At 64.0% G+C, this 18,433-nt stretch carries 17 protein-coding genes, 1 tRNA gene and 1 pseudogene; 10 read left to right on the forward strand and 9 right to left on the reverse strand.

All coding sequences use genetic code 11. From position 1 onward, the window contains the following. Positions 1-25: 25 nt before the first annotated feature. Complete coding sequence (locus NKI37_RS18380; RefSeq protein ID WP_352794528.1) at positions 26-4,030, reverse strand: PAS domain S-box protein; 4,005 nt, start codon at positions 4,028-4,030, stop codon at positions 26-28. 323 nt (positions 4,031-4,353) lie between these two features. Here NKI37_RS18380 and NKI37_RS18385 point away from each other — a divergent pair, with 323 nt between their 5' ends. Then, positions 4,354-4,812, forward strand: coding sequence for a phasin (locus tag NKI37_RS18385; RefSeq protein ID WP_023669330.1), 459 nt, complete (start codon positions 4,354-4,356; stop codon positions 4,810-4,812). Positions 4,813-5,157: 345 nt separating this feature from the next. Beyond that, positions 5,158-5,234, forward strand: a tRNA-His gene (locus tag NKI37_RS18390). A 144-nt stretch (positions 5,235-5,378) separates the two neighbouring features. On the opposite strand, the gene NKI37_RS18395 is transcribed toward NKI37_RS18390, so the two are convergent. The 7 genes and pseudogenes from NKI37_RS18395 to NKI37_RS18425 all read right to left on the reverse strand — a co-directional run bounded on the left by NKI37_RS18395 (position 5,379) and on the right by NKI37_RS18425 (position 8,782). Beyond that, positions 5,379-5,633 (reverse strand): hypothetical protein, encoded by a 255-nt coding sequence (locus tag NKI37_RS18395; protein ID WP_023740474.1) that lies wholly within the window; start codon positions 5,631-5,633, stop codon positions 5,379-5,381. A 66-nt stretch (positions 5,634-5,699) separates the two neighbouring features. Then, positions 5,700-5,827 (reverse strand): annotated as a pseudogene (locus NKI37_RS18400) (glutathione-dependent formaldehyde dehydrogenase); the annotation flags it as partial. 181 nt (positions 5,828-6,008) lie between these two features. Next, positions 6,009-6,137: a hypothetical protein gene (locus NKI37_RS18405; protein ID WP_023729077.1), complete on the reverse strand. Its 129-nt coding sequence runs from the start codon at positions 6,135-6,137 to the stop codon at positions 6,009-6,011. Between the two features lie 34 nt (positions 6,138-6,171). Continuing rightward, the gene (locus tag NKI37_RS18410; RefSeq protein ID WP_031195897.1) at positions 6,172-6,489 is read right to left on the reverse strand and encodes a hypothetical protein; all 318 of its coding nucleotides are present in this window, start codon (positions 6,487-6,489) and stop codon (positions 6,172-6,174) included. A gap of 91 nt (positions 6,490-6,580) precedes the next feature. Then, on the reverse strand, positions 6,581-6,880 hold the full coding sequence (locus NKI37_RS18415) for a hypothetical protein (RefSeq protein WP_156939228.1): 300 nt from the start codon (positions 6,878-6,880) through the stop codon (positions 6,581-6,583). A 566-nt stretch (positions 6,881-7,446) separates the two neighbouring features. Next, on the reverse strand, positions 7,447-7,728 hold the full coding sequence (locus tag NKI37_RS18420; RefSeq protein ID WP_352789370.1) for a hypothetical protein: 282 nt from the start codon (positions 7,726-7,728) through the stop codon (positions 7,447-7,449). Positions 7,729-7,975: 247 nt separating this feature from the next. Next, positions 7,976-8,782, reverse strand: a complete 807-nt coding sequence (locus tag NKI37_RS18425; protein ID WP_023723361.1) for an IclR family transcriptional regulator — start codon at positions 8,780-8,782, stop codon at positions 7,976-7,978. Between the two features lie 228 nt (positions 8,783-9,010). Here NKI37_RS18425 and NKI37_RS18430 point away from each other — a divergent pair, with 228 nt between their 5' ends. From NKI37_RS18430 to NKI37_RS18445, 4 genes are read left to right on the forward strand one after another with little or no spacing between them, the layout of a single operon-like run. Next, positions 9,011-10,063 (forward strand): ABC transporter substrate-binding protein, encoded by a 1,053-nt coding sequence (locus NKI37_RS18430; RefSeq protein WP_023723360.1) that lies wholly within the window; start codon positions 9,011-9,013, stop codon positions 10,061-10,063. A gap of 27 nt (positions 10,064-10,090) precedes the next feature. Then, positions 10,091-11,590, forward strand: a complete 1,500-nt coding sequence (locus NKI37_RS18435) for a sugar ABC transporter ATP-binding protein (protein ID WP_196815217.1) — start codon at positions 10,091-10,093, stop codon at positions 11,588-11,590. After that, positions 11,587-12,552, forward strand: a complete 966-nt coding sequence (locus tag NKI37_RS18440; RefSeq protein ID WP_023686801.1) for an ABC transporter permease — start codon at positions 11,587-11,589, stop codon at positions 12,550-12,552. The genes NKI37_RS18435 and NKI37_RS18440 overlap by 4 nt, the downstream gene beginning before the upstream one ends. Further along, positions 12,549-13,520 carry an ABC transporter permease gene (locus NKI37_RS18445; RefSeq protein WP_023695084.1) on the forward strand — a complete coding sequence of 324 codons (972 nt, stop codon included), beginning with the start codon at positions 12,549-12,551 and terminating at the stop codon, positions 13,518-13,520. Before NKI37_RS18440 ends, NKI37_RS18445 begins: the two co-directional genes overlap by 4 nt. Here NKI37_RS18445 and NKI37_RS18450 read toward each other — a convergent pair. Further along, positions 13,494-14,435 (reverse strand): amidohydrolase family protein, encoded by a 942-nt coding sequence (locus NKI37_RS18450; protein WP_352789373.1) that lies wholly within the window; start codon positions 14,433-14,435, stop codon positions 13,494-13,496. The genes NKI37_RS18445 and NKI37_RS18450 overlap by 27 nt on opposite strands. A gap of 71 nt (positions 14,436-14,506) precedes the next feature. On the opposite strand from NKI37_RS18450, the gene NKI37_RS18455 reads away from it, so the two are divergent. Genes NKI37_RS18455 through NKI37_RS18470 form a run of 4 tightly spaced genes read left to right on the forward strand, consistent with a single transcriptional unit; the run spans position 14,507 to position 18,430 of the window. Next, positions 14,507-15,832 carry an alanine racemase gene (locus NKI37_RS18455; protein WP_352789376.1) on the forward strand — a complete coding sequence of 442 codons (1,326 nt, stop codon included), beginning with the start codon at positions 14,507-14,509 and terminating at the stop codon, positions 15,830-15,832. A 38-nt stretch (positions 15,833-15,870) separates the two neighbouring features. Continuing rightward, entirely contained in the window at positions 15,871-16,215 is a 345-nt protein-coding gene (locus NKI37_RS18460) for a RidA family protein (RefSeq protein ID WP_023670576.1), read from the forward strand. Positions 16,216-16,217: 2 nt separating this feature from the next. Beyond that, complete coding sequence (locus tag NKI37_RS18465; RefSeq protein WP_023681856.1) at positions 16,218-17,228, forward strand: succinylglutamate desuccinylase/aspartoacylase family protein; 1,011 nt, start codon at positions 16,218-16,220, stop codon at positions 17,226-17,228. Positions 17,229-17,248: 20 nt separating this feature from the next. After that, on the forward strand, positions 17,249-18,430 hold the full coding sequence (locus tag NKI37_RS18470) for a hypothetical protein (RefSeq protein WP_352789379.1): 1,182 nt from the start codon (positions 17,249-17,251) through the stop codon (positions 18,428-18,430). Positions 18,431-18,433 lie beyond the last annotated feature (3 nt).

Raw genomic sequence — 18,433 nt, forward strand, 5'->3', positions numbered from 1 at the left:
GGATTCTCGCCCGGAAATCGCCGGCCTATTCGGCCAGCACCCGCGTCGACGGGAAGGCGACCTCGACCAGCGTCCCTTCGCCCGGCGTCGAGGTGATGGTGAAGCGGGCGCGGTTGGCTTCCACCATCGCCTTGGTCAGCGGCAGGCCGAGACCGGTGCCGTCGCCACGCCCGCGCTTCAGCGCATTGATCTGCTTGAACGGCTTCAGCGCCTGCTCGATCTCGGCATGGCTCATGCCAATGCCGGTATCGCGCACCCGCATGACAACGTCGCCGGAGGTTTCATAGGCGGTCGACACGATCACCTGTCCGCCGGCTTGCGTATAGCGAATGGCATTGGACAGGATGTTGAGCGCGATCTGGCGCACGCTTCTGAGGTCGGCGACGACTTCCGGCAGTCGCGAGGCGAAGCTGGAGCGGATGATGACACGCTCGCGGTTGGCCTGCGGCTGCATCATCGCCACCGTCTCGGCCAGCGTATCGTTGAGCGACACCGCCTCGTAGTCCATTTCCTGCTGGCCGGCCTCGATCTTCGAAATGTCGAGGAGGTCATTGACGAGATCGAGCACATGGTTGCCCGAGCGGTTGATGTCTCTGAGATAGTCGCGGTAGCGGTCATTGGCTACCGGGCCGAACTTCTCGTCCACCATCAGCTCGGAAAAGCCGATAATGGCGTTGAGCGGCGTGCGGATCTCGTGGCTGATGCGGGCGAGGAAATCGGTCTTCTGCGAGGAGGCGCGCTCGGCCACCGCGCGCGCCTGGGTCAGATCCTCTTCGGCCCGCTTCCACTGCGTGATGTCGCGCACCACGGCGCAGAAGCCGCTGTCATTGGGCAGCCTGCCGATGGTCATGAACAGCGGGATGAAGCGCCCTTGCGCCTCGCGCCCGATCACCTCGCGGCCATCGTTCATCACACTCGCCACGCCGGGCTCGGACAGGCCGTTCAGATAGTCGCGCGCCGCGCGCTGGCTTTCGATGGCAAACAGCGAGGCGAACGGTTTACCGGTGACGTCGTCGCTGTCGAAGCCGAACAGCGCCTCGGCCGGCCGGCTGATCGAGCGGATGTCGCCGTCGCGGCCGATCAACACCACACCATCGGTCGCGGTGTCGATGATGGTGCGCATCTCGGCAATGCGCGCTTTGAGTTCGGAGACATCGGGCTGCGTCTGCTCCTCGGCTGCGAGATGCGCAACCATCGGCGGCTCGTTATCGCCGGTACGTCGCACCACCAGCATCAGCGCCTTGCCGGCGCGCCACGGCACCGAACGCAAAATGGCTTCGATCGGAAATTCCTGGCCCTCGCGCGTCTTCAGTTTGAGTGTGTGGTCGCTTTCGCCGGCCATTTCTGAATAGGGATCGGCAAACAGCGCGTCGAGCCCGCCGGCGTCGCTCAGGTCCTCAAGCGTGTCATAGCCGGTCAGGCCGAGGAATTCCTCATTGGCGTAATGAAGCTCGTCGCCCGAATGGATGAGCAGCGGCACCGGCAGCTTGCCGAGGATCGACGTGTCAGGGGCCTTGTGTTCATCTCCGACCGAGAATGCCGAAGGCATGAACCCCTCAAGCTTGAGCGGCGGCACTTTCAGGCGCTGTGGTTCTGCCGGCACTGTGTCCGCATCGCCGGCCTTGTCCCCGTCTTCCACGGCGGAATCGGTCGCCTCGTCGGACGGCGCCCAATCCTCATTGTCCTCGGCATCGCGGAAGTCGGCCGACGTCATGCTGTCGTCTTCACCGGCATTGGCCGGCGTCTCGGCAACAACCGGCTGTGGCTCTGCGGCCTCGACGATCTCTTGGGCTTGCGTATCATCCGGTTCGGAAGCCGGCGCAAGTTCGTCGTTGGACGACGTTGCTTCCGTACTGTCTCCGGTGACGGAGCCTGGTTCGGGATCGGCATAGTCGAGCAGGGAGCGCGACACTGTCGGCGCCTTCGCCTCGCCTGCTTCGCTGTCCGCAAGGCCGTCGTCCGGCTGCTCGCCGTCAAGCTGCGTCAGGTCCTTTTCGTCCTCGGCATCGCTTTCCGGCGGTTCGGCCTCAGCCGTTTCGCTTTCGGGTGCGGCTGCCGATGGTTCAGCCACGGCAGCCGGGCCGGCTTCGCCCGGACTCGAGACCTCGGCGGGTTGTCGGGCTGGCGCGGCTGTTTCAGGCTGGTCCGCCTCGACATGATCCGGCTTGGGCTCATCTGCCTTGGCCTGGTCTGGCGTTACCTGATCCGGATTGGCCGGTTCGGCCTGCTTGGCAGTCTCCGGCTGCTCCGGCGGGGGATTGTCCTTCTTCAGCCGCTCGCCGATTTCGCGGAAAGCGCTGCGCTCCAGCGTCGACAGGCCCCTCTCGCTTGTCGGCTGCTTGTCGTTGGCGGGCTGCCGATGCTCGGCCAGCCGGATGACCTTATCGGCAAAACGACGTTCCTGCTTCGGCACGATGGTCAGTGCCGGCACTTCGCCCTCGAACGGATCGGCCGCCTTGGGAGCTTCCGCCACGGGCTGTTCCGGGGCCGGCTCGGCTGCTGCCGGTGGCGCGCCATTGGGGACCAGCGCCATGCCGATTGCTTCCGGATCGACCACCGCATCGCCGGCGCGGGCGACGCCGAAACCACGAAAACCTTCGAAGGCGCGGCTGCGGCCATAGACAGGCAGTGCTGCCAGATCGACCGGTATCTTCAGGTCGGAGCCGGCAACCGGCCACAGTACCGAGCGGCCCGACCAGGTGTCGCGCCGTTCAAGCAGGCCCGCGATCTCGCCCGAGGCGTCGAGGCCGAAAATTGTCGCGACGTCCTTGAAGCGGCGGCCGATCACGTCGGCGGCGGCTTTGCCGACAATGTCGCCGAATTCCGGCGACAGCGCGCTGAACTTGCCCTCGGCGTCGGTGCGCCAGACGAAGCGCAGCGGCGGCGCCGAGCGGTCGACCTCACGTTTGGCGGGAGGCGCAGCCGGTGGAGCTGCGTCAGACGGCAGGGCGGGCGCAGCGGCACTGCTGTCCAACTGCGCACTCTCGGCCGGGGAAACAGAGTCCGGCTCGGCCTGCGCCGGACTGTCCGGCTCGCCCGCCTGCGGCTCTTCGCCGGCATGGAAGTACCAATGATCATGTTGCGCCGGCGCGCTGTCATTCGCCGCCTGCTCGCGGCAGGTCGTCTGCTCGCGATGGTCCGCCTTTGTATCGGTTGACGCCGAAGCATCATGCTTGGTGGCAGCCGGACCTGTCTCCCCGACATCAGGTGCGGCCGCGAGTGGGGCGCCCTGATTCCCGCTTGCGGTGGGGTGGTCAGCCACCGCATCCACCGTTACCGCGTTCTCCGCGGCGGCTTGCGCCGGGCCATCGTCGACCTGCGCTGCAGCAGGTTCGGCATCCAGCTCGCCGACAGGATTTTCCTCACCGAGCTGATCCTCGTCGATGACCACCAGCAGATGCCTGGACTCGGTCAGGCGCGCGAAGCCGGCCGGATAGGACGTGGCGCCGCCGGGGACCAGCCGCTTGACGATGCGGTCGTCCTGGCTCGCCACGTCGGCGACAAGCGCGGCCAGCGTCTCAGGCCGGATGGCGAGCGCGCCAAAGCCATCGGAAGCCGCCTCGACAGTGCCGGCGGCGTCGACAAAGGCGATGAAATGGCCGTCTTCGGTAAAGCCGCTGATGGCGCGGGCCGCAATGTCGGCAGCACTGCGCGAGCCGGCCTGCGCTGCCGGCACCACCAGCATGATGGCGCTTTCGCCGTCCGGCATAGTCACCGCACTGGCCAGGAAGCCGACGGCGCGGCTGGTGATGCCGGTCGCCAGCCGTACCGTAATGGCGCGGTCGCTGCCGATCTGCGGGAAGCCCGCGGTCGCCATGATCTGGCGCCTGGCGATCAGCGGCAGCTGAGCCGAGGCGCCGATGATGGCCTCGATATCGGGATAGCCGAACACCGCAGCGCCCGGGCCGTTGGCCCAGATCACCTGTTCGAGGTCGGCCGACAGAATCGCGATCGCGTCGCCGGCGGCGAAGCGCTGGCGAACCGCATCAAGCACGGCGACATCGAGGAAAGAGTAGTTCTCGGAAGGCATGCGCTTGGCGGACCCTTTCGGTGAAACCTCTTGGCGAACCCCTCTTGGCGAACCTACAAGGCGGGCAATTTGCAGTTAACGCTTTGTTAATAAAAGCCCGCGCGGCGAAGGTCCACAAGCCATGGCGGGAAGCAGGTGGAATCTCTGGCCACTTGGTTAACAGCTCTCGGAATGTCCCTGGATAACTTCTTGGGTGACGCATGGGAAGAAATTTATGGTGCACTGCAACAAAGATATTGCATCGCACAAAAAAACCGCTATATTGCCATCATACATGAACGAGACGGCTTTTTGTCAAAGCCGCTACCCCGAAAGGATGGAAAATGACCAAGGCCAAGACCGCTGAGACCATCGAAAACGTCGAATTCCCGAGCTTCGACGCTTCCAAGGCAACCGACCAGATCCGCGCTTTCGCCGAAAAGGGCGTCGAGCAGTCGAAGGAAGCCTACTCCAAGCTGAAGACCGGCGCCGAAGAGACCCAGAAAGTCCTGGAATCGACCTTCGAGACTGCCAAGACCGTTTCCAGCGACCTGTCGCTCAAGACCATCGCCGCTCTGCGCGCCAATGCCGAAGCCGGCTTCTCGCATCTCGAGGCCCTCATCGGCGCCAAGTCGCTGTCGGAAGTGGTCGAACTGCAGACCGCCTTCCTGCGCAAGCGCGTCGAGACCACCGTCGAGCAGGCCAAGGACTTCCAGGCTGTTGCTTCGAAGGCTGCCGAAGACGTCTCCAAGCCGGTCAAGACCGCTTTCGAGAAGGCCCTGAAGGACATCAAGGCCGCCTAATAATTGCGCACAACTCTGCGATGCATCAAAACGTCGCATTTCGTCAGACAAATAGGTGTGCGATAGAGTTGTCCAAATGAATACCCGGCGAGTGGAACCTCCTCCCTCTGCTCTCCGGGGTGACCAGCCAGCACCTCCTCCCGCTGGCTCGTAACAGGAAAAGGCCGGCACCTCCTCCCGCCGGCCTTTTTCTTTTGCCGAAGAAACGGGCGTCTGTTGGGAGACCGGCTTTGCCTTATCAAAGGCCTTGAATTAGTCTCTGATAGACCGTATTGGACGCATCGCCGAACGACAGAGCGGATCTCGGAGAATGAATTTTCACCACGATCTGGCTCAGGCGAACGTGCCGTTGTAGCTCAGATGGTTAGAGCGCCGGATTGTGGATCCGGAGGTCGCTGGTTCGATCCCAGCCAACGGTACCATCGAATTTCCCGCTAAAGTATTGATTGCCGATCCCGACGGTCCACGAGAGATCAAGACCTGTATGGCGCTGTCGGCAGGGCAGGAAGACCCTGACTGCACACACGCCGCGGTGCGGATACCCGCGCCACAGCTTAGGTTTCATTTTACTCCAGCGATTCGTCGGTCGGCCGAGGCGTCGTGCCTGCCTGACGAGGGCGGCCGGCATTGCGATTTGCAATACGGCTGTCGAGCGGCGATCTGGACGCTTGCTGGGCGCCGGCGGTCTTGGGTGCCGTCGGCTTGGCGCCGGAATCGCTGTCTTCAGCATCGCGACGGGGATGTGGCAGGCCGGCGGCGTCAGGCGACCTGACCGGGGGTGTGGCGGCCGGGTTTGTCGATGCGGGTTTATCCTTGGCCATTTTCAACTCTCGCCTTTTCAGCATGCAGACGGCCGGACAACAAAGTCGGGCCATTGGACAGAACGGTCAGCCGTGCGGGCGCATCACGACTTTGATGCAGCCGTCCTCCTTGTCGCGGAAGGTTTTGTAAAGCTCGGGCCTGGCCTCGACGCCACCCGATGGGTGATCACGAATGACGGGTCGATATCGCCGTTCTGAACTTTCTGCAGCGATGTCGCGTTCATCCTGGATCGTCGGATCGGCCACCTGTTCGCAACGTATGTCGCCTTTGCCGCGCCATGTGAGGGCCTTCATGTGCTGTTCCTTGACGACAAGCTCTGCGAGCCCGAACTTGGCTTGATGTGAAATGTTCCCGCTTCGAACGAGCATCTGGCCTCAACCCTTGGCGGCCGAGCCGGGTTCGGCCATGCCGCAATGCTGCTCGGTCGGGGTGCCGGCCGGCGTGGCATGCGCGGCTGCAACCTGCTTTTCCAGCCGCTGATCGCCTGCTGCCCACGGCCACATCCTTGAACGCGTTTTGGCGCAAGCGCAGGATCTGCTATCGCGCCAGAATCGCGGCGACAACGAACACGACGGCGGCAACGACGACAAGCGCGACAATGGCCAGCACCGGGCCGTTTTTACTCGGGGCCGGGGCGCGCTCGTCGTCCGGCCGCCGCATCGCATTGGCGAAGCTTGCTTGATTAGCGAAAGCCGGCGTGCCCGTCGCTGCGGGAACCGGCACGGCGCAGGTGTCTGCTGCTTCGGCATCGGTTTCCATAGGCGCCGCCGCCGGGTCGAATCCCGGCGTCTTGTCCTCTGTCACCCCAGACTGAATATCGCCTCTGTCTTCGGCCGGGTTACGTTCGACGTTCATGATGATGCTCCTGCCGCTGGCCCGGGCTTCCCCAACCGCGAGCGGATCAGGATGTTCCATCGGGCGGAATCGCCAACAACGAGGAGCAAATTCAGATAGCCTTCAAACAGATGTCCCTGGTGGCAACGCGGGCCATGCAACCGGTCAGCACCGGATTGGTGGTCTCGTTGTAGTCGGCCATGGTCGGCAACGCGGCAGATTCGGCAAAGTTCCAGTCTGGCTCGCAATGCCCGCTTACGCACACCGCCGCTCGTTGACCTTGAGCTGGCTCGTTCCAGCCACTCCAACCCAAATTGCCAGTCCGGCTCCCGGCGGCGCGCTGTTTGGATTCCGTGGGAACATCAACAGCGCCAGCGAGTTCGGTATGTGCAGCGAGTTCCCTGTTCGCCACATGGCCAACATCCGGAGCTCTTGACTGCCCGCGTCTTCGCTCCTGGAGCGCGGGCCACTCCTCTTAGCCCAAGGTTGCGATCATGAGCAGAAACATTCCGGAAAAGCGGGCCAGGCAGGGTGGCTTGGGGCGACCGGTCCTTGGCGTGCTCTTGGCAGGCCTTGTCTTGGCGCTCGTTGCCTGGGGGATCGCTGAAATCTATGGCGAGCAGGCTAAGACACCGGCGACACAGCAAAACAGCCGGGTTCCATCGCCAGATACTTACAGCCCAAATCCTGGCCAAACGGACCCTGCAAACTCCAAGGCCGACGATGTGAATGGCGAACCGGTGGACCGGAATCCCAAGCTCGACAAGGATCCCACGCCGCGATCAAGCACTGGCGGGGATCAGCCAGGAACGCCGCCAGCTCAACCTGCTTCGCCATAGCGTTCGCGCTAGTTGATAAACACAATTCAAACAGATGCGGAAATGTGGAGGGCGATTTCAGCCAATTTCAAGAGCCGGGTCTGTCAATAATCGCCGGCGCTCTCTGATAGCTGGGGAGCCACAAAACCTCCGCTGATTCTTACCGCTTGCTGGATGGCACTGGCGGCTCCAGACCGACTGCGCGCTGTGTCACGCCGGTAGACCTTTGCACCTCTGGGCGCTTTTGAACTTGCAAGTCGATGGAATCGGGCAAGCTGGGTGTAGATGATGCAGTCGTCATCTTATCGAGGTCCGGCAGCAACACCATCTTTGCGTAGCGTGGAGGAACCAGATGGCCTTCGAAAACAGCGAATATCCCGCACACGAATAAAGCGAGAAGCAGGGCCGTAAGCACATCTGTGAAAATCTCGACAAATCTCATGTGCTCGCTCCGCGCGTAAGAATCCCGCCGCGCTCTCGACAGTAAGAGCGGCGGGATCCTCAACCGGCGATGAAGGGACTTTGATCGACGGTCTTCTCCTAATGTGGCTTCCGGTTGCGTGTTCCCTGGTTCGGACCTTATCCACCGACTATGGGACTAAGGTCCGGAACCTAAATGGAACCAATGGGGAAGAGCGGAATCCATGTGCCTTTAAGAGGCTTCAACCTGAGTGCACGACGGCTGATCGTCAGCCTCCCGCCAGAGACAGTCCACGGGCGCGCTCGCGCAGCAACGCAAGCAGTTCGTCGCGCCGTGGCTCCGGCGTGTCGACGGGTAACACCAAACACAAGGTCCTTTTGATGGCGCCGTGGCCGTCACGGATGGGGGCCGCCATGCACCAGGTGAAACGGTCGGCCAAGGCTGTGGTCTCGCTGAAACCCTGCCGGTGGGCCAAGGCAACATCGGCAAAGAATTCGGCTGGTGCAATGATGCGGCCGTCGGGAAGCCTGTAGTCGCCAGATGGGATGAAATCCCTCAACTCTTGCTCGTTCATATGGCCGAGGAGCAGCCGTCCGGATGCCGTCCATGGGATCGGCACCTCAACCCCAACATCGCTTGAGATCCGGAACGGGCCTGGGGAATCTCGGCAGTCAAGAACGACGTATTTGTTGCCACGCAGGCCGCATAGCTGGACCGTCTCGCCTGTCTCGGCGGCCAACTTATCCAAGGTCTCGATGATGCGACGGTAATGGGCATTGTGATGTGAGTAGGCCCAGCCGAACAGATGCATGGCGCGTCCGAAATAGACGTAACCTTCACCGCCGACGTTTTCGAGCATTTCGGCGTCGAGCAGGCTGTTGACGATCTCGTAGGTGGTCGAACGCGGCGCGCCGATCATTTTGGCGATGTCGCCGACGCGCATTGGCGCGCGGTGCCGCAGCAACGCCTCGAGCAGCATGATGACGCGGTCAATGCCGCGTCGTCGTTCGCCGTTGCGCGGCTCCGCGCCGGCTTCCTTCCCGATCGCATCGTTAGTGCCGTCGCTCATGACCATCCGCCAAAATCATTTCGGTTCTCGTCTCAAGGCGCTTGAAAGATGTCAAGGCTCGGTCTAGCATCCAATTTGTCCGATATACAGACACATTGTCTGAAATACCAGACAAACTAACGAGCCTGACGCAGACAAATCCCGAGGCGACACACGGTTTCCAAGATCCGGGACCGACGGGTTTCCTCGCCCTTGTTCTGCACGTCGAGGCCACAACCTCTGAAGGGAACAGTCATGATGAAATCACCGTTTTTCGCATCCGCCAGCGCGCTTTGCCTCGGTCTCGTGCTGAGCTTTGGCGCCGGCTCGGCAGCCAATGCCGCCGCCAACTGCATCAAGGGCGACCGCAAGGCGCCGTACACGATCGGCTGGGCCAACATCTATTCCGTGCCGACCTGGATGAAGCAGACCCAAGGCACGATCGAAGCCGAAGTCGAGACCCTGAAAAAGCAGGGACTGGTCGACAAGCTCGTCGTCACCGACGCTCAGGGCGATGCCAACGTCCAGATCCAGCAGATCCAGTCGATGATCGATTCCGATGTCGACGCCATCATCCTGATCGCCGGTTCGTCGACCGCACCGGCACGCGTTCTGGCCGACGCCTGCGCCAAGGGCATCGCCATCATCAACTTCGACAGCCTCGTCGATACCGACAAGGTCACCGCCAAGGTCAACACCGATTCTTCGCAATGGGGCGACCAGGCCGCCAAGTTCCTGATCGACGCCATCGGCGGCAAGGGCAAGATCCTGATCCTCAATGGCCCCGCCGGGGTTTCGGTCAGCGATGACAGGCGCAAAGGCGCCGACGCTGAGCTCAAGGCCCATCCCGACGTGACGGTGCTTGCCGAGACCAACACGCCCTACAACGTCGCGCCGGCACAGGAAGCCGTCACCAGCCTGCTCTTCGCCAACCCCGAGATCGACGGCATCCTGTCGCTCGGCGGCGCTCTGTCGGCAGGCGCCGTGCTGGCCCTCGACAAGCAGGGCCGTGAACAGGTGCCGATCACCGGTGAGAACGCCCGGCAGTTTTTGGAACTCTGGAAAGAAAAGGGCTTGAAGAGCTGGGCGACGATGCAGCCGAACTGGCTCGGCGCCTTCGCCACCTACACCGCCGTTCAGGCGCTGGAAGGCAAGGATGTGCCGGCTTTCGTCAAGATTCCGCTGCCGGTGATCGACAATTCCAACATCGACGAATACCTCGCCCGGGCCAAGGACTTCCCGGCTGACGGCTACATCTTTTCTCCTTACGATGAGGAGCTGTTCAAGAAGCTGCTGGCTCAGAAATAAGCCTGAAGGGTTGTAGCGTTGACAACCATGGCTCCGCTGCTCGCGGCGCGCGGGGTGTCGAAGTCTTTCTTCGGCAACCCCGTCCTGCGCGACGTTTCAATCGCTCTCCAGCCGGGCCGCGTGCATGCGCTGCTCGGCGAGAACGGCGCCGGAAAGTCGACCTTGATCAACCTTTTGTCCGGCGCCTTGAGACCGGATGGCGGGACGATCGAGGTCGATGGACGCGCGGTCTCACGCATGACGCCAGCTGTTGCGCGGCAGGCCGGCATCGCCGTCGTCCAGCAGGAACTCAGCCTGACGGCCAGTCTTTCCATCGCCGAAAATGTTGGTCTCGGCGCCTATCCCAAACGGTTCGGCCTGATCGACTACCGCGAACTCGCTGCGCGGGCGAGGGCCGCATGCGAACTTGTCGGGCTGCACGAGCCGCTGTCGACGCCGGTCGGGAATCTGTCGCTCGGCCGCCGCCAAATGGTGGAGATCGCCAAGGCGCTCTACCGCCGGCCGCGCGTGCTCATTCTCGACGAACCGACATCGTCGCTATCGGCAACCGAAACCAAAATCCTCACCGATCTGCTGCAGCGGTTGCGCGGCGAAGGCATCGCCATTCTCTACATCTCGCACCGACTGAACGAAGTCATGGCGCTGTGCCAGCACGTCACCGTGCTGAAGGACGGCACCTGCACGGCCGACCGCACCCTGGAAGGCACCGACGCCGCCGGGTTGGTTCGGCTGATGGTCGGCCGCGATCCCGGTGATCTTTTTCCGCAATGGCAGCCTTCCAGTTTGCTTGCCGACGCTATCTCCGTCCGAAATCTTTCGGCCGGCCTGATGCGCGACGTCGATCTGGATATCAAAACGGGCGAAGTGCTTGGCATTGGCGGCCTGGTCGGGCAAGGGCAGGAAGATCTGCTGCTCGGTCTCTACGGCGCCATTCCGGCACGGACGGCGTCGGCGACCGTCAACGGCGCCTCCGGCCTGCCCGGCGGCGTGCCGAAAGCCAACGCGCTGGGGCTGGCCTATGTGCCCGCGGATCGCAAGCGCGAGGGCCTGCACCTGATCCATCCCATCATCACCAACATGATGCTGCCCGCCTTTGCCAGGCTGCCGGCGCTGAAGCTGCGCAGCCGCCGCGCAGAGCGCGAGACGGCCAAAAGCCTTGCCGCCCAACTCGGCATCAAGGGTCACCTCGGCCGGGCGGCGCAGGCTCTATCGGGCGGCAACCAGCAGAAGGTGGCGCTGGCGAAATGGATGCCGCACGACCCGTTGGTGCTTCTGCTCAACGATCCGACGCGCGGCGTCGACGTCGAAACCAAGCGTGAGATCTACATGATGCTTCGCAATTTCGCCGCCGCCGGCAAGGCGGTCGTGCTGCTCAGTTCCGACACGCCCGAACTCGTGCACCTTTGCGACCGTGTAGCCATCGTCCGCGAAGGCCGCATCGTCGCCATGCTGGCGCGTGGAGCGCTGAGCGAGGAAGCCATCGTCTCCGCGGCGATGGGCGCCGAACAGCGGAAGGTTGCGGCATGAACACATCTTCCTCCGCCCGGCAGACCGGCGCGCTCTACTGGCCGGTGCAACTGCGTCGCAATGTCGGCGTGCGCAGCCTGTTTGCCGTCGTCCTGGTGTTTCTCATCGCCTATGGCGTCCTCTTTCCGGGTCTGTTCACGGCGTCCGGCTTCGCCAAATTCACGCAGAGCTGGTTTCCATTGGCTCTGGTCGCGATGGCGCAGGCGATCCTGATGCTCACCGGCGGCATCAGCCTGGCCATCGGCGCGACGGTCAGCTTGGGCGCGGTCATCGCCGCGACGACGATGGCCGGGCCGCTGGGCGTCGCCGGGGGCACTGCCGCGGTGGCGCTGACGGGCCTCGGCATCGGGGCGGCGACCGGCTTCATCGTGGTACGGCTTCGGCTGCCGGCCATCGTGGTGACGCTTGCCGGGTCGTTCATCATCGGCGGCGCCGCACTGCTGATCCTGCCGCGGCCCGGCGGCGCAATCCCGGCGTGGCTGTCCGACCTGCTTGCCGGCAACACACCGGCGGCATTCGTGCTGCTGGTGCTCATCGTTCTCCTGTGGAAGCTCTATCTCGCCACGCCGCTTGGCTTGAGCCTCTATGCCGCCGGCGAGAATCCGGTCGGCGCCTATCGCTCCGGCGTGCCGGTCGACGGCGCGCGCATTGCGGCCTATGCGATCAGCGGTCTGCTCTCCACCGGCGCCGGCTTGTTCGTCGCCGCACAGACCGGTTCGGGCGACCCGGTCATCGGCGCCGCCTTTACCCTGAACTCGATTGCCGCTGCGGTGCTCGGCGGCATCGGCTTCCTCGGCGGCCAGGGCACGATGCGCGGCGCGCTTGCCGGCAGCCTGCTGCTCAGCCTGATGATCAGCGTCATGTTCTTCCTCGGCTTCACGCCGGTCGCACAATATGTGGCCCAGGGCCTGATCATCATCGGCGCGGTCGCCATCCCGCAATTCCGCAAGGCACAGCAATGACAGCATGGAATGACAGCGCGGGCGGCAAACGCGCCCTGACGGTCCTGCGCAGCCGGCCGTTTCTCACCGTTGCCATCGTTGCCGCGGTCTGGATCGTGGCGAGCTTCGTTTCGCGCGGCTTCGGCGCTTATGGCCATCTGCGCTATCTGGTGGAGCTCGGCGCCGTCATCGGCCTGGTTGCCGCGGGCCAGACTTTTGTGGTGATCGCCGGCGGCATCGACCTTTCCGTCGCGGCCATCGTCACGGTCAGCGCCGTCAGCCTGCCGCTGCTGTCGTGGCAGGTGGATCCGACCGGCATCACCGCCATTCTTGCCGTTCTGGTGCTGACCACGGCAATCGGCCTGGTCAACGGGCTCGGCGTCGCTTTGCTGCGCGTCCACCCGATGATCATGACATTGGCCATGGCGACATTCTTGCAGGGTCTGTTGATCATCATCGCCGGCGGCAGCGCCGTGACCGCCGAGAACCCGCTGGTCCACTGGCTCGGCAATGGCCGGCCGGCCGGCATTCCCGCTGGCGTATTGTTGTGGGTGGTCGTCTCGGCGATCGTGCTGACCACGATGCATGCGACATCGCTCGGCGCCCGGATTTTTGCCATGGGCGCCAACCCGCTTGCCGCGGCGCTGTCCGGTGTTCCGGTCACGTCCACGACGCTTGCGGTCTACGGCATCAGCGGCTTCTGCTCGGGACTTGCCGGCGTGCTCGTGTTGGGCATGAACGGACAGGGCTATGTCGGCATCGGCGATCCCTATCTGCTCGCCTCGATTGCCGCCGTGGTCCTCGGTGGCACCTCGATCCTCGGCGGGCTTGGCACCTATGCCGGCACCATCCCCGGCGCCATCCTGCTGGTCACCATCACCGCGCTGATCACCGTCGTCAACGCATCGCCCGGCTGGCGCAGCATCCTGTTCGGCTCGCTGATCCTCGGCCTGCTGCTGCTCTCAGGCCGGGAGCAGGCGCGCCGATGACACATCGTCGAGCCGATAGATGCGCCTTGCGTTGCCGAAGAACAGCGCCGTCTGCTCGTCGGCGGAAAAGTCCGCTGTGATGGTTTTGAAGCCGTCATATATGTCATCGAACGAGGCATGCAGGCCGGCGACCGGAAAGTCGCTGCCGAACATGGCGCGACCGGTGCCGAAACAATCGATGCAATGCAGGACGACGGGCTTCAGGCTGTCGAGCGTCCAGTCATGATCGTAGGCGACCAGATCCGATATTTTGATGGCGACGTTGTCGCATTGCGACAGAAGCCGCAGCCCGTCGCGCCACACCTGCATGCCATCGGCGTCGCGGTCGATCGGGCTACCGCAATGGTTGAGCACGAATTGCTGATCGGGGAAGGCAGCCGCAAGGCGAGCCGCGCCGGCGAGCTGGCTCGGAAACACCATCAGGTCGAAGGCCAGCCGATGCTGGCCAAGCAAGGCAAGCCCGGCACGCCAGGCCGGCTCCTCCATGATGCCGTCACGGGTCGCAAAACGGCGGGCAGGGTCGGGATCCCAGCTCAATATGTCGCGCACGCCGGCGACACGCTCGAACGCGGCTTGCGCTTCGATCAGCGCCGGCGCCTGGCGATCGGCGAGCGGCACGTGAACGACATAGCGGGCGGCGACGCCGCGCGATTTGTCGAGTGTTTCAAGCCAGCGCGTTTCTCCGATGCAGTCGCCACTCGCCCAGCCGGCTTCGACATGGACGGTGGCGACGACATTATGCCCTATGGCATCGCGCGCATAATCCCCGGGCAGATAGTTCCGCCGCAAGGGGTAAAGCTCGCCCAGGCCGCCGCGCTCGCCGGCCGTGGCGGCGAGCCAGGGATGCCGTCCCAGGCTGAGATCCCAAAGATGATGATGGGCGTCGATGATCGGTCCGGCGTAAGGTTCTGGCACGTATCTCTCTCAGGCTGTGACCGGCGATCGATTCTGGCTTCGTTCTGCGACGGTGAAAGGGTTAGCATCGGATGACTGAAAACTCACCGGTTCCAGCCCTTTCGGTGCACGAAAATTTTCAGCTCGACGACCGCATCCGCGGCGTGCCTCCCGGCACAACCGGGCTTGACAGCAGCCTTGTCGCGGCCGAGCACTGGCATCCCGCCGATGGACGCATGGCGCTTCCGGTGCTGACCCTCGACGAGGCGGCCTTCTCCGTCAATCGCGACCTGTTCCTGCGCTATGCGCGCGAACACAATGTTGAGATCGCTCCGCATGCCAAGACGCCGATGGCGCCCGACCTTGCCCGGTCGCTGGTCGAGGCCGGCGCATGGGGCACGACGGTCGCCGACATCAGGCAAGCGACAGTGATGCTGAAGGCCGGCTTGACACGGCTGATCATCGCCAATGAGGTTGGCGGAGCCGGCGGCGCCAACCGGCTGGCGGTGCTTGCTGGTGCCTGGCCGGATGCCGAGCTCTATGTCTTTGCCGACTCGGTCGACGCCGTGAATGCGCTTGCCGAGGCCTGGCGCGCCAATGCGGCGCTGCCGCCGCTGCGCGTGCTGGTCGAACTTGGTGCGGGCAGGGCGGGCGCCCGCACCACCGCGCAAGCCGAGGCTATCGCCGATGCGATCACGGCTGCCGGCGGGCGGCTGCTGATCGCCGGCGTTACGACCTATGAAGGGGCGGCGGCGCAACCCGAGCCCGGTCGCACCGATGAGGTGATATCCCGCCTGCTGGCAATGACCGCCGACATGTTCCTGCGGCTGCGTGCCCGCGTCGGCGGCGACGCACCGCTGATCGTCACAGCCGGCGGCTCCGCCTTCTTCGACAGAGTGGTTGAAGCACTTTCGCCGGTGGTTTTCAGCGACGGCAACGCAACGCTGGTGCTGCGCAGCGGCGCCATCTTCTTCCACGACCACGGCACCTATGACCGTTCGCTCGGCGCCCTCGATGCCCGCAAGGGTTTTGCCATAGGCGGCATCAGCGCTTCGGCGCGGCATTCCTTTCGCCCTGCGCTACGCCTGTGGGCCGAAGTGCTGTCGCGGCCTGAGCCCGGCCTCGTTATCTGCGGCATGGGGATGCGCGACGTGTCGTTCGACCAGGGATTTCCAACGCTGCTCACGGTCTTCCGCGCCGGGAAGCCGCTGCCGATGCCGGCGGCGCGCGCCGAGGTGGTCAAGCTCAACGACCAGCATGCCTTCCTGTCGATTGCGCCGAGCGACGACATCGCCGTCGGCGACGTCATCGAATTCGGCATCTCGCACCCCTGCACCTGCCTCGACCGTTATCGTGTGATCTTCGGGGTCGACGCGACCGGCCACGTCCGCCACGCTTTCCCCACCTGGTTCGGCTGACCAGATCCCCGAAAAAGAGAACCTCGAAAGGATCCGATATGATCAAGTATTTTCAGTCCGGCTCGCGCATGTCGCAGGCAGTCGTCTATGGCGGCCTCGTTCACATAGCCGGCCAGGTGGCCAACGATCGCAAGGCCGGCATCGAAGGCCAGACCAGCGACGTGCTTGCCAAAGTCGAGGCGCTGCTGGTCGAGGCCGGCAGCAGCAAGTCGAAGTTGGTGGCGGTCAACATCTTCCTGCCGCAGATCGGTGATTTCGAGGCCATGAACAGCATCTACGATGCCTGGATCGATCCTGCCCGCCTGCCGGCGCGGGCCTGCGTCGAGGCGCGGCTTGCCGACCCTGATCTGCGCATCGAAATCACCGCGGTCGCGGCGGTCTGACCATGCACACCGGCCTCGCCCACACGCTCGATTTCGACCGCGACGGCAAGACGCTCAGCCATCTAAGCATTCCGTTCTCGATCGATCGCTCGCCCTACTTTCAGGTCAAGGTGCCGATCTGCCTCATCCGCAATGGCGACGGCCCGTCACTGCTTTTGATGGCCGGCAATCACGGCGACGAATATGAGGGCGAGCTGTCGCTGGCAAAACTGGCGCGCCGGCTCGATCCGAAGCGGATCAAGGGCCGCATCACCATCATGCCGATGGCCAACGCCCCTGCGGTGATGGCCGCCAAGCGCTGCTCGCCGCTCGACGGCGGCAATCTCAACCGGGCCTTTCCCGGCGATCCCTCGGGAACGCCGACAAGCCGGCTCGCCAATTTCCTTGAGACGGAGCTGTTCCCCCGTCACGACGTCGTCTTCGATATCCATTCGGGCGGCACGTCGATGGAGCATCTGCCGACCGCGCTGGTTGAACGCAACGCCGATCCCGAGCGCCACCGGCGTGGCGTCGAGCTGATGCGCATGCTCGGCATGCCCTACGGCTTTATCGCTGACAACGGTCAGGCCTCGCCAACCTCGATGGGCGCAGCGCGCCGCGCCGGCGCCATCGGCGTCAGCGGCGAGTTCGGCGGCGGTGGCACCGCAACGGTCGATTCGATGGCGATCACGGCCCGCGCACTCGACCGTCTGATGATAGCAATGGGTGTGGTCGGCGCGCCGGTCCTTGGCGCAGGCGAAAAGCCTTCGGCGCCGACAAGGCTGCTGTCCCTGTCCAGGCACAGCCAGGGCCTCTATGCCACCCGCCGCGGCTGGTTCGAGCCCGCCGCCAGGCTCGGCGACAGTGTCACTTCAGGACAATTGGCCGGCTGGTACCACGATCTCGAGCGGCTCGATGTTGCCGAGGAGGCCCTGCATTTCGCCGAAAGCGGCTTGGTGCTGTCGCGCCGGCTGCACACGATGTGTGAGGCGGGCGACTGCCTAATGCAGGTCGCAGAGCCGGTCGACGGCTGAGCCAAAGGCAGAGATATTCCATGCAGCAACTGTCCATGTGGACCTATCCCTGGGACATCCAGGATCTCGGCCTGGAGACGGTCGAACGTGATCTTGTCGAGCGCGCCGGGCTCAACATGATCAGCCTGGCGACATCCTATCATGCCGGGCGCTTCCTGCAGCCGCGCAGTCCGCGCCGCAAGGCCTATTTCCCTGAGGACGGCACCATCTATTTCAAGCCGACCGCTGCGCGCTGGGGAAGTCTAGCCATCCAACCCAAGGTGGCTGACGTGATCACCGAGGGCGGCGACGTGCTCGGTCAGCTCATCCGCCGTCGCGACGCGGGCGGGCTAGGCGTTTCGTGCTGGACGGTCTGCCTGCACAACACCCGCCTGGGCATGCTGCATCCGCAGGCCGTCACCCGCAACGCCTTCGGCGACGCCAATTACTACAATCTCTGCCCGTCCCATCCCGATGCGCGCGCCTATGTCCGCGCGCTGATCGCCGACATCTCGCACAGCTATCGGCCGGACCGGATAGAACTTGAAAGCCCGTCCTTCATGGGCTTTGCCCATGAATACCATCACGAGAAGGACGGTGTCGGGCTGACGCCGGAAGACGATTTTCTTTTGTCTCTGTGCTTCTGTCCGTCCTGCGTCGCCCGTGCGGCAAAAGCCGGCATCGATGCCGAGGCGGCGCGCAAGCTCACCAGGCAATGGATCGTCGAGACCTGCGAGCGTGCGGTGCCTGAGCGGCGCTTTCCCGATTTCCCCGCCTGCGGCCTCGACGCCTTTGCGCCGTGGCCGGAGCTCCATGCCTATCTCTTGTGGCGATTCGAGCCAGTGACCAGCCTGGTCGCCGAACTGCGCGAGGTAGCCGATCCCACGACGCGGGTCGTCATTATCGATCTGAAAGACGGCTGGCTTGGCGGTTGCGATCTGGCAGCGCTGGGCAAGGTCTGCGACGGGGCGATCCTGTGCGCCTACGACATGCAGGCCGGCGATGTCGCCAGCCTGATGGCGGCCGGCCGTGCGGCACTGGGCGCGGACAAATTCCTCGGCGCCGGCTACCGGCTGTTCTATCCGGAAATGGCCCGCCCCGACATCCTCGCGGCCAAGGTGAAGCCGGCGCTGGCGCCCGGTGTGGACGGCGTCAATTTCTACAATTACGGCCTCATTCCAGCCGCGCGGCTCGACTGGATCCGCGCTGTTCGGCAGTCTTGAGCC

Source organism: Mesorhizobium sp. M0626 (assembly GCF_040320665.1).
Taxonomy (GTDB): Bacteria; Pseudomonadota; Alphaproteobacteria; order Rhizobiales; family Rhizobiaceae; genus Mesorhizobium.

Excerpts from the sequence above, each read along its gene's own strand:
- NKI37_RS18425 (WP_023723361.1), bottom strand. The coding sequence starts at position 8,782 with ATGGTCATGAGCGACGGCACTAACGATGCGATCGGGAAGGAAGCCGGC.
- NKI37_RS18410 (WP_031195897.1), bottom strand. The coding sequence starts at position 6,489 with ATGAACGTCGAACGTAACCCGGCCGAAGACAGAGGCGATATTCAGTCT.
- NKI37_RS18465 (WP_023681856.1), top strand. The coding sequence starts at position 16,218 with ATGCACACCGGCCTCGCCCACACGCTCGATTTCGACCGCGACGGCAAG.
- NKI37_RS18460 (WP_023670576.1), top strand. The coding sequence starts at position 15,871 with ATGATCAAGTATTTTCAGTCCGGCTCGCGCATGTCGCAGGCAGTCGTC.
- NKI37_RS18470 (WP_352789379.1), top strand. The coding sequence starts at position 17,249 with ATGCAGCAACTGTCCATGTGGACCTATCCCTGGGACATCCAGGATCTC.
- NKI37_RS18435 (WP_196815217.1), top strand. The coding sequence starts at position 10,091 with ATGGCTCCGCTGCTCGCGGCGCGCGGGGTGTCGAAGTCTTTCTTCGGC.
- NKI37_RS18385 (WP_023669330.1), top strand. The coding sequence starts at position 4,354 with ATGACCAAGGCCAAGACCGCTGAGACCATCGAAAACGTCGAATTCCCG.
- NKI37_RS18395 (WP_023740474.1), bottom strand. The coding sequence starts at position 5,633 with ATGGCCAAGGATAAACCCGCATCGACAAACCCGGCCGCCACACCCCCG.
- NKI37_RS18445 (WP_023695084.1), top strand. The coding sequence starts at position 12,549 with ATGACAGCATGGAATGACAGCGCGGGCGGCAAACGCGCCCTGACGGTC.
- NKI37_RS18420 (WP_352789370.1), bottom strand. The coding sequence starts at position 7,728 with ATGAGATTTGTCGAGATTTTCACAGATGTGCTTACGGCCCTGCTTCTC.
- NKI37_RS18455 (WP_352789376.1), top strand. The coding sequence starts at position 14,507 with ATGACTGAAAACTCACCGGTTCCAGCCCTTTCGGTGCACGAAAATTTT.
- NKI37_RS18380 (WP_352794528.1), bottom strand. The coding sequence starts at position 4,030 with ATGCCTTCCGAGAACTACTCTTTCCTCGATGTCGCCGTGCTTGATGCG.
- NKI37_RS18440 (WP_023686801.1), top strand. The coding sequence starts at position 11,587 with ATGAACACATCTTCCTCCGCCCGGCAGACCGGCGCGCTCTACTGGCCG.
- NKI37_RS18405 (WP_023729077.1), bottom strand. The coding sequence starts at position 6,137 with ATGTGGCCGTGGGCAGCAGGCGATCAGCGGCTGGAAAAGCAGGTTGCA.
- NKI37_RS18430 (WP_023723360.1), top strand. The coding sequence starts at position 9,011 with ATGATGAAATCACCGTTTTTCGCATCCGCCAGCGCGCTTTGCCTCGGT.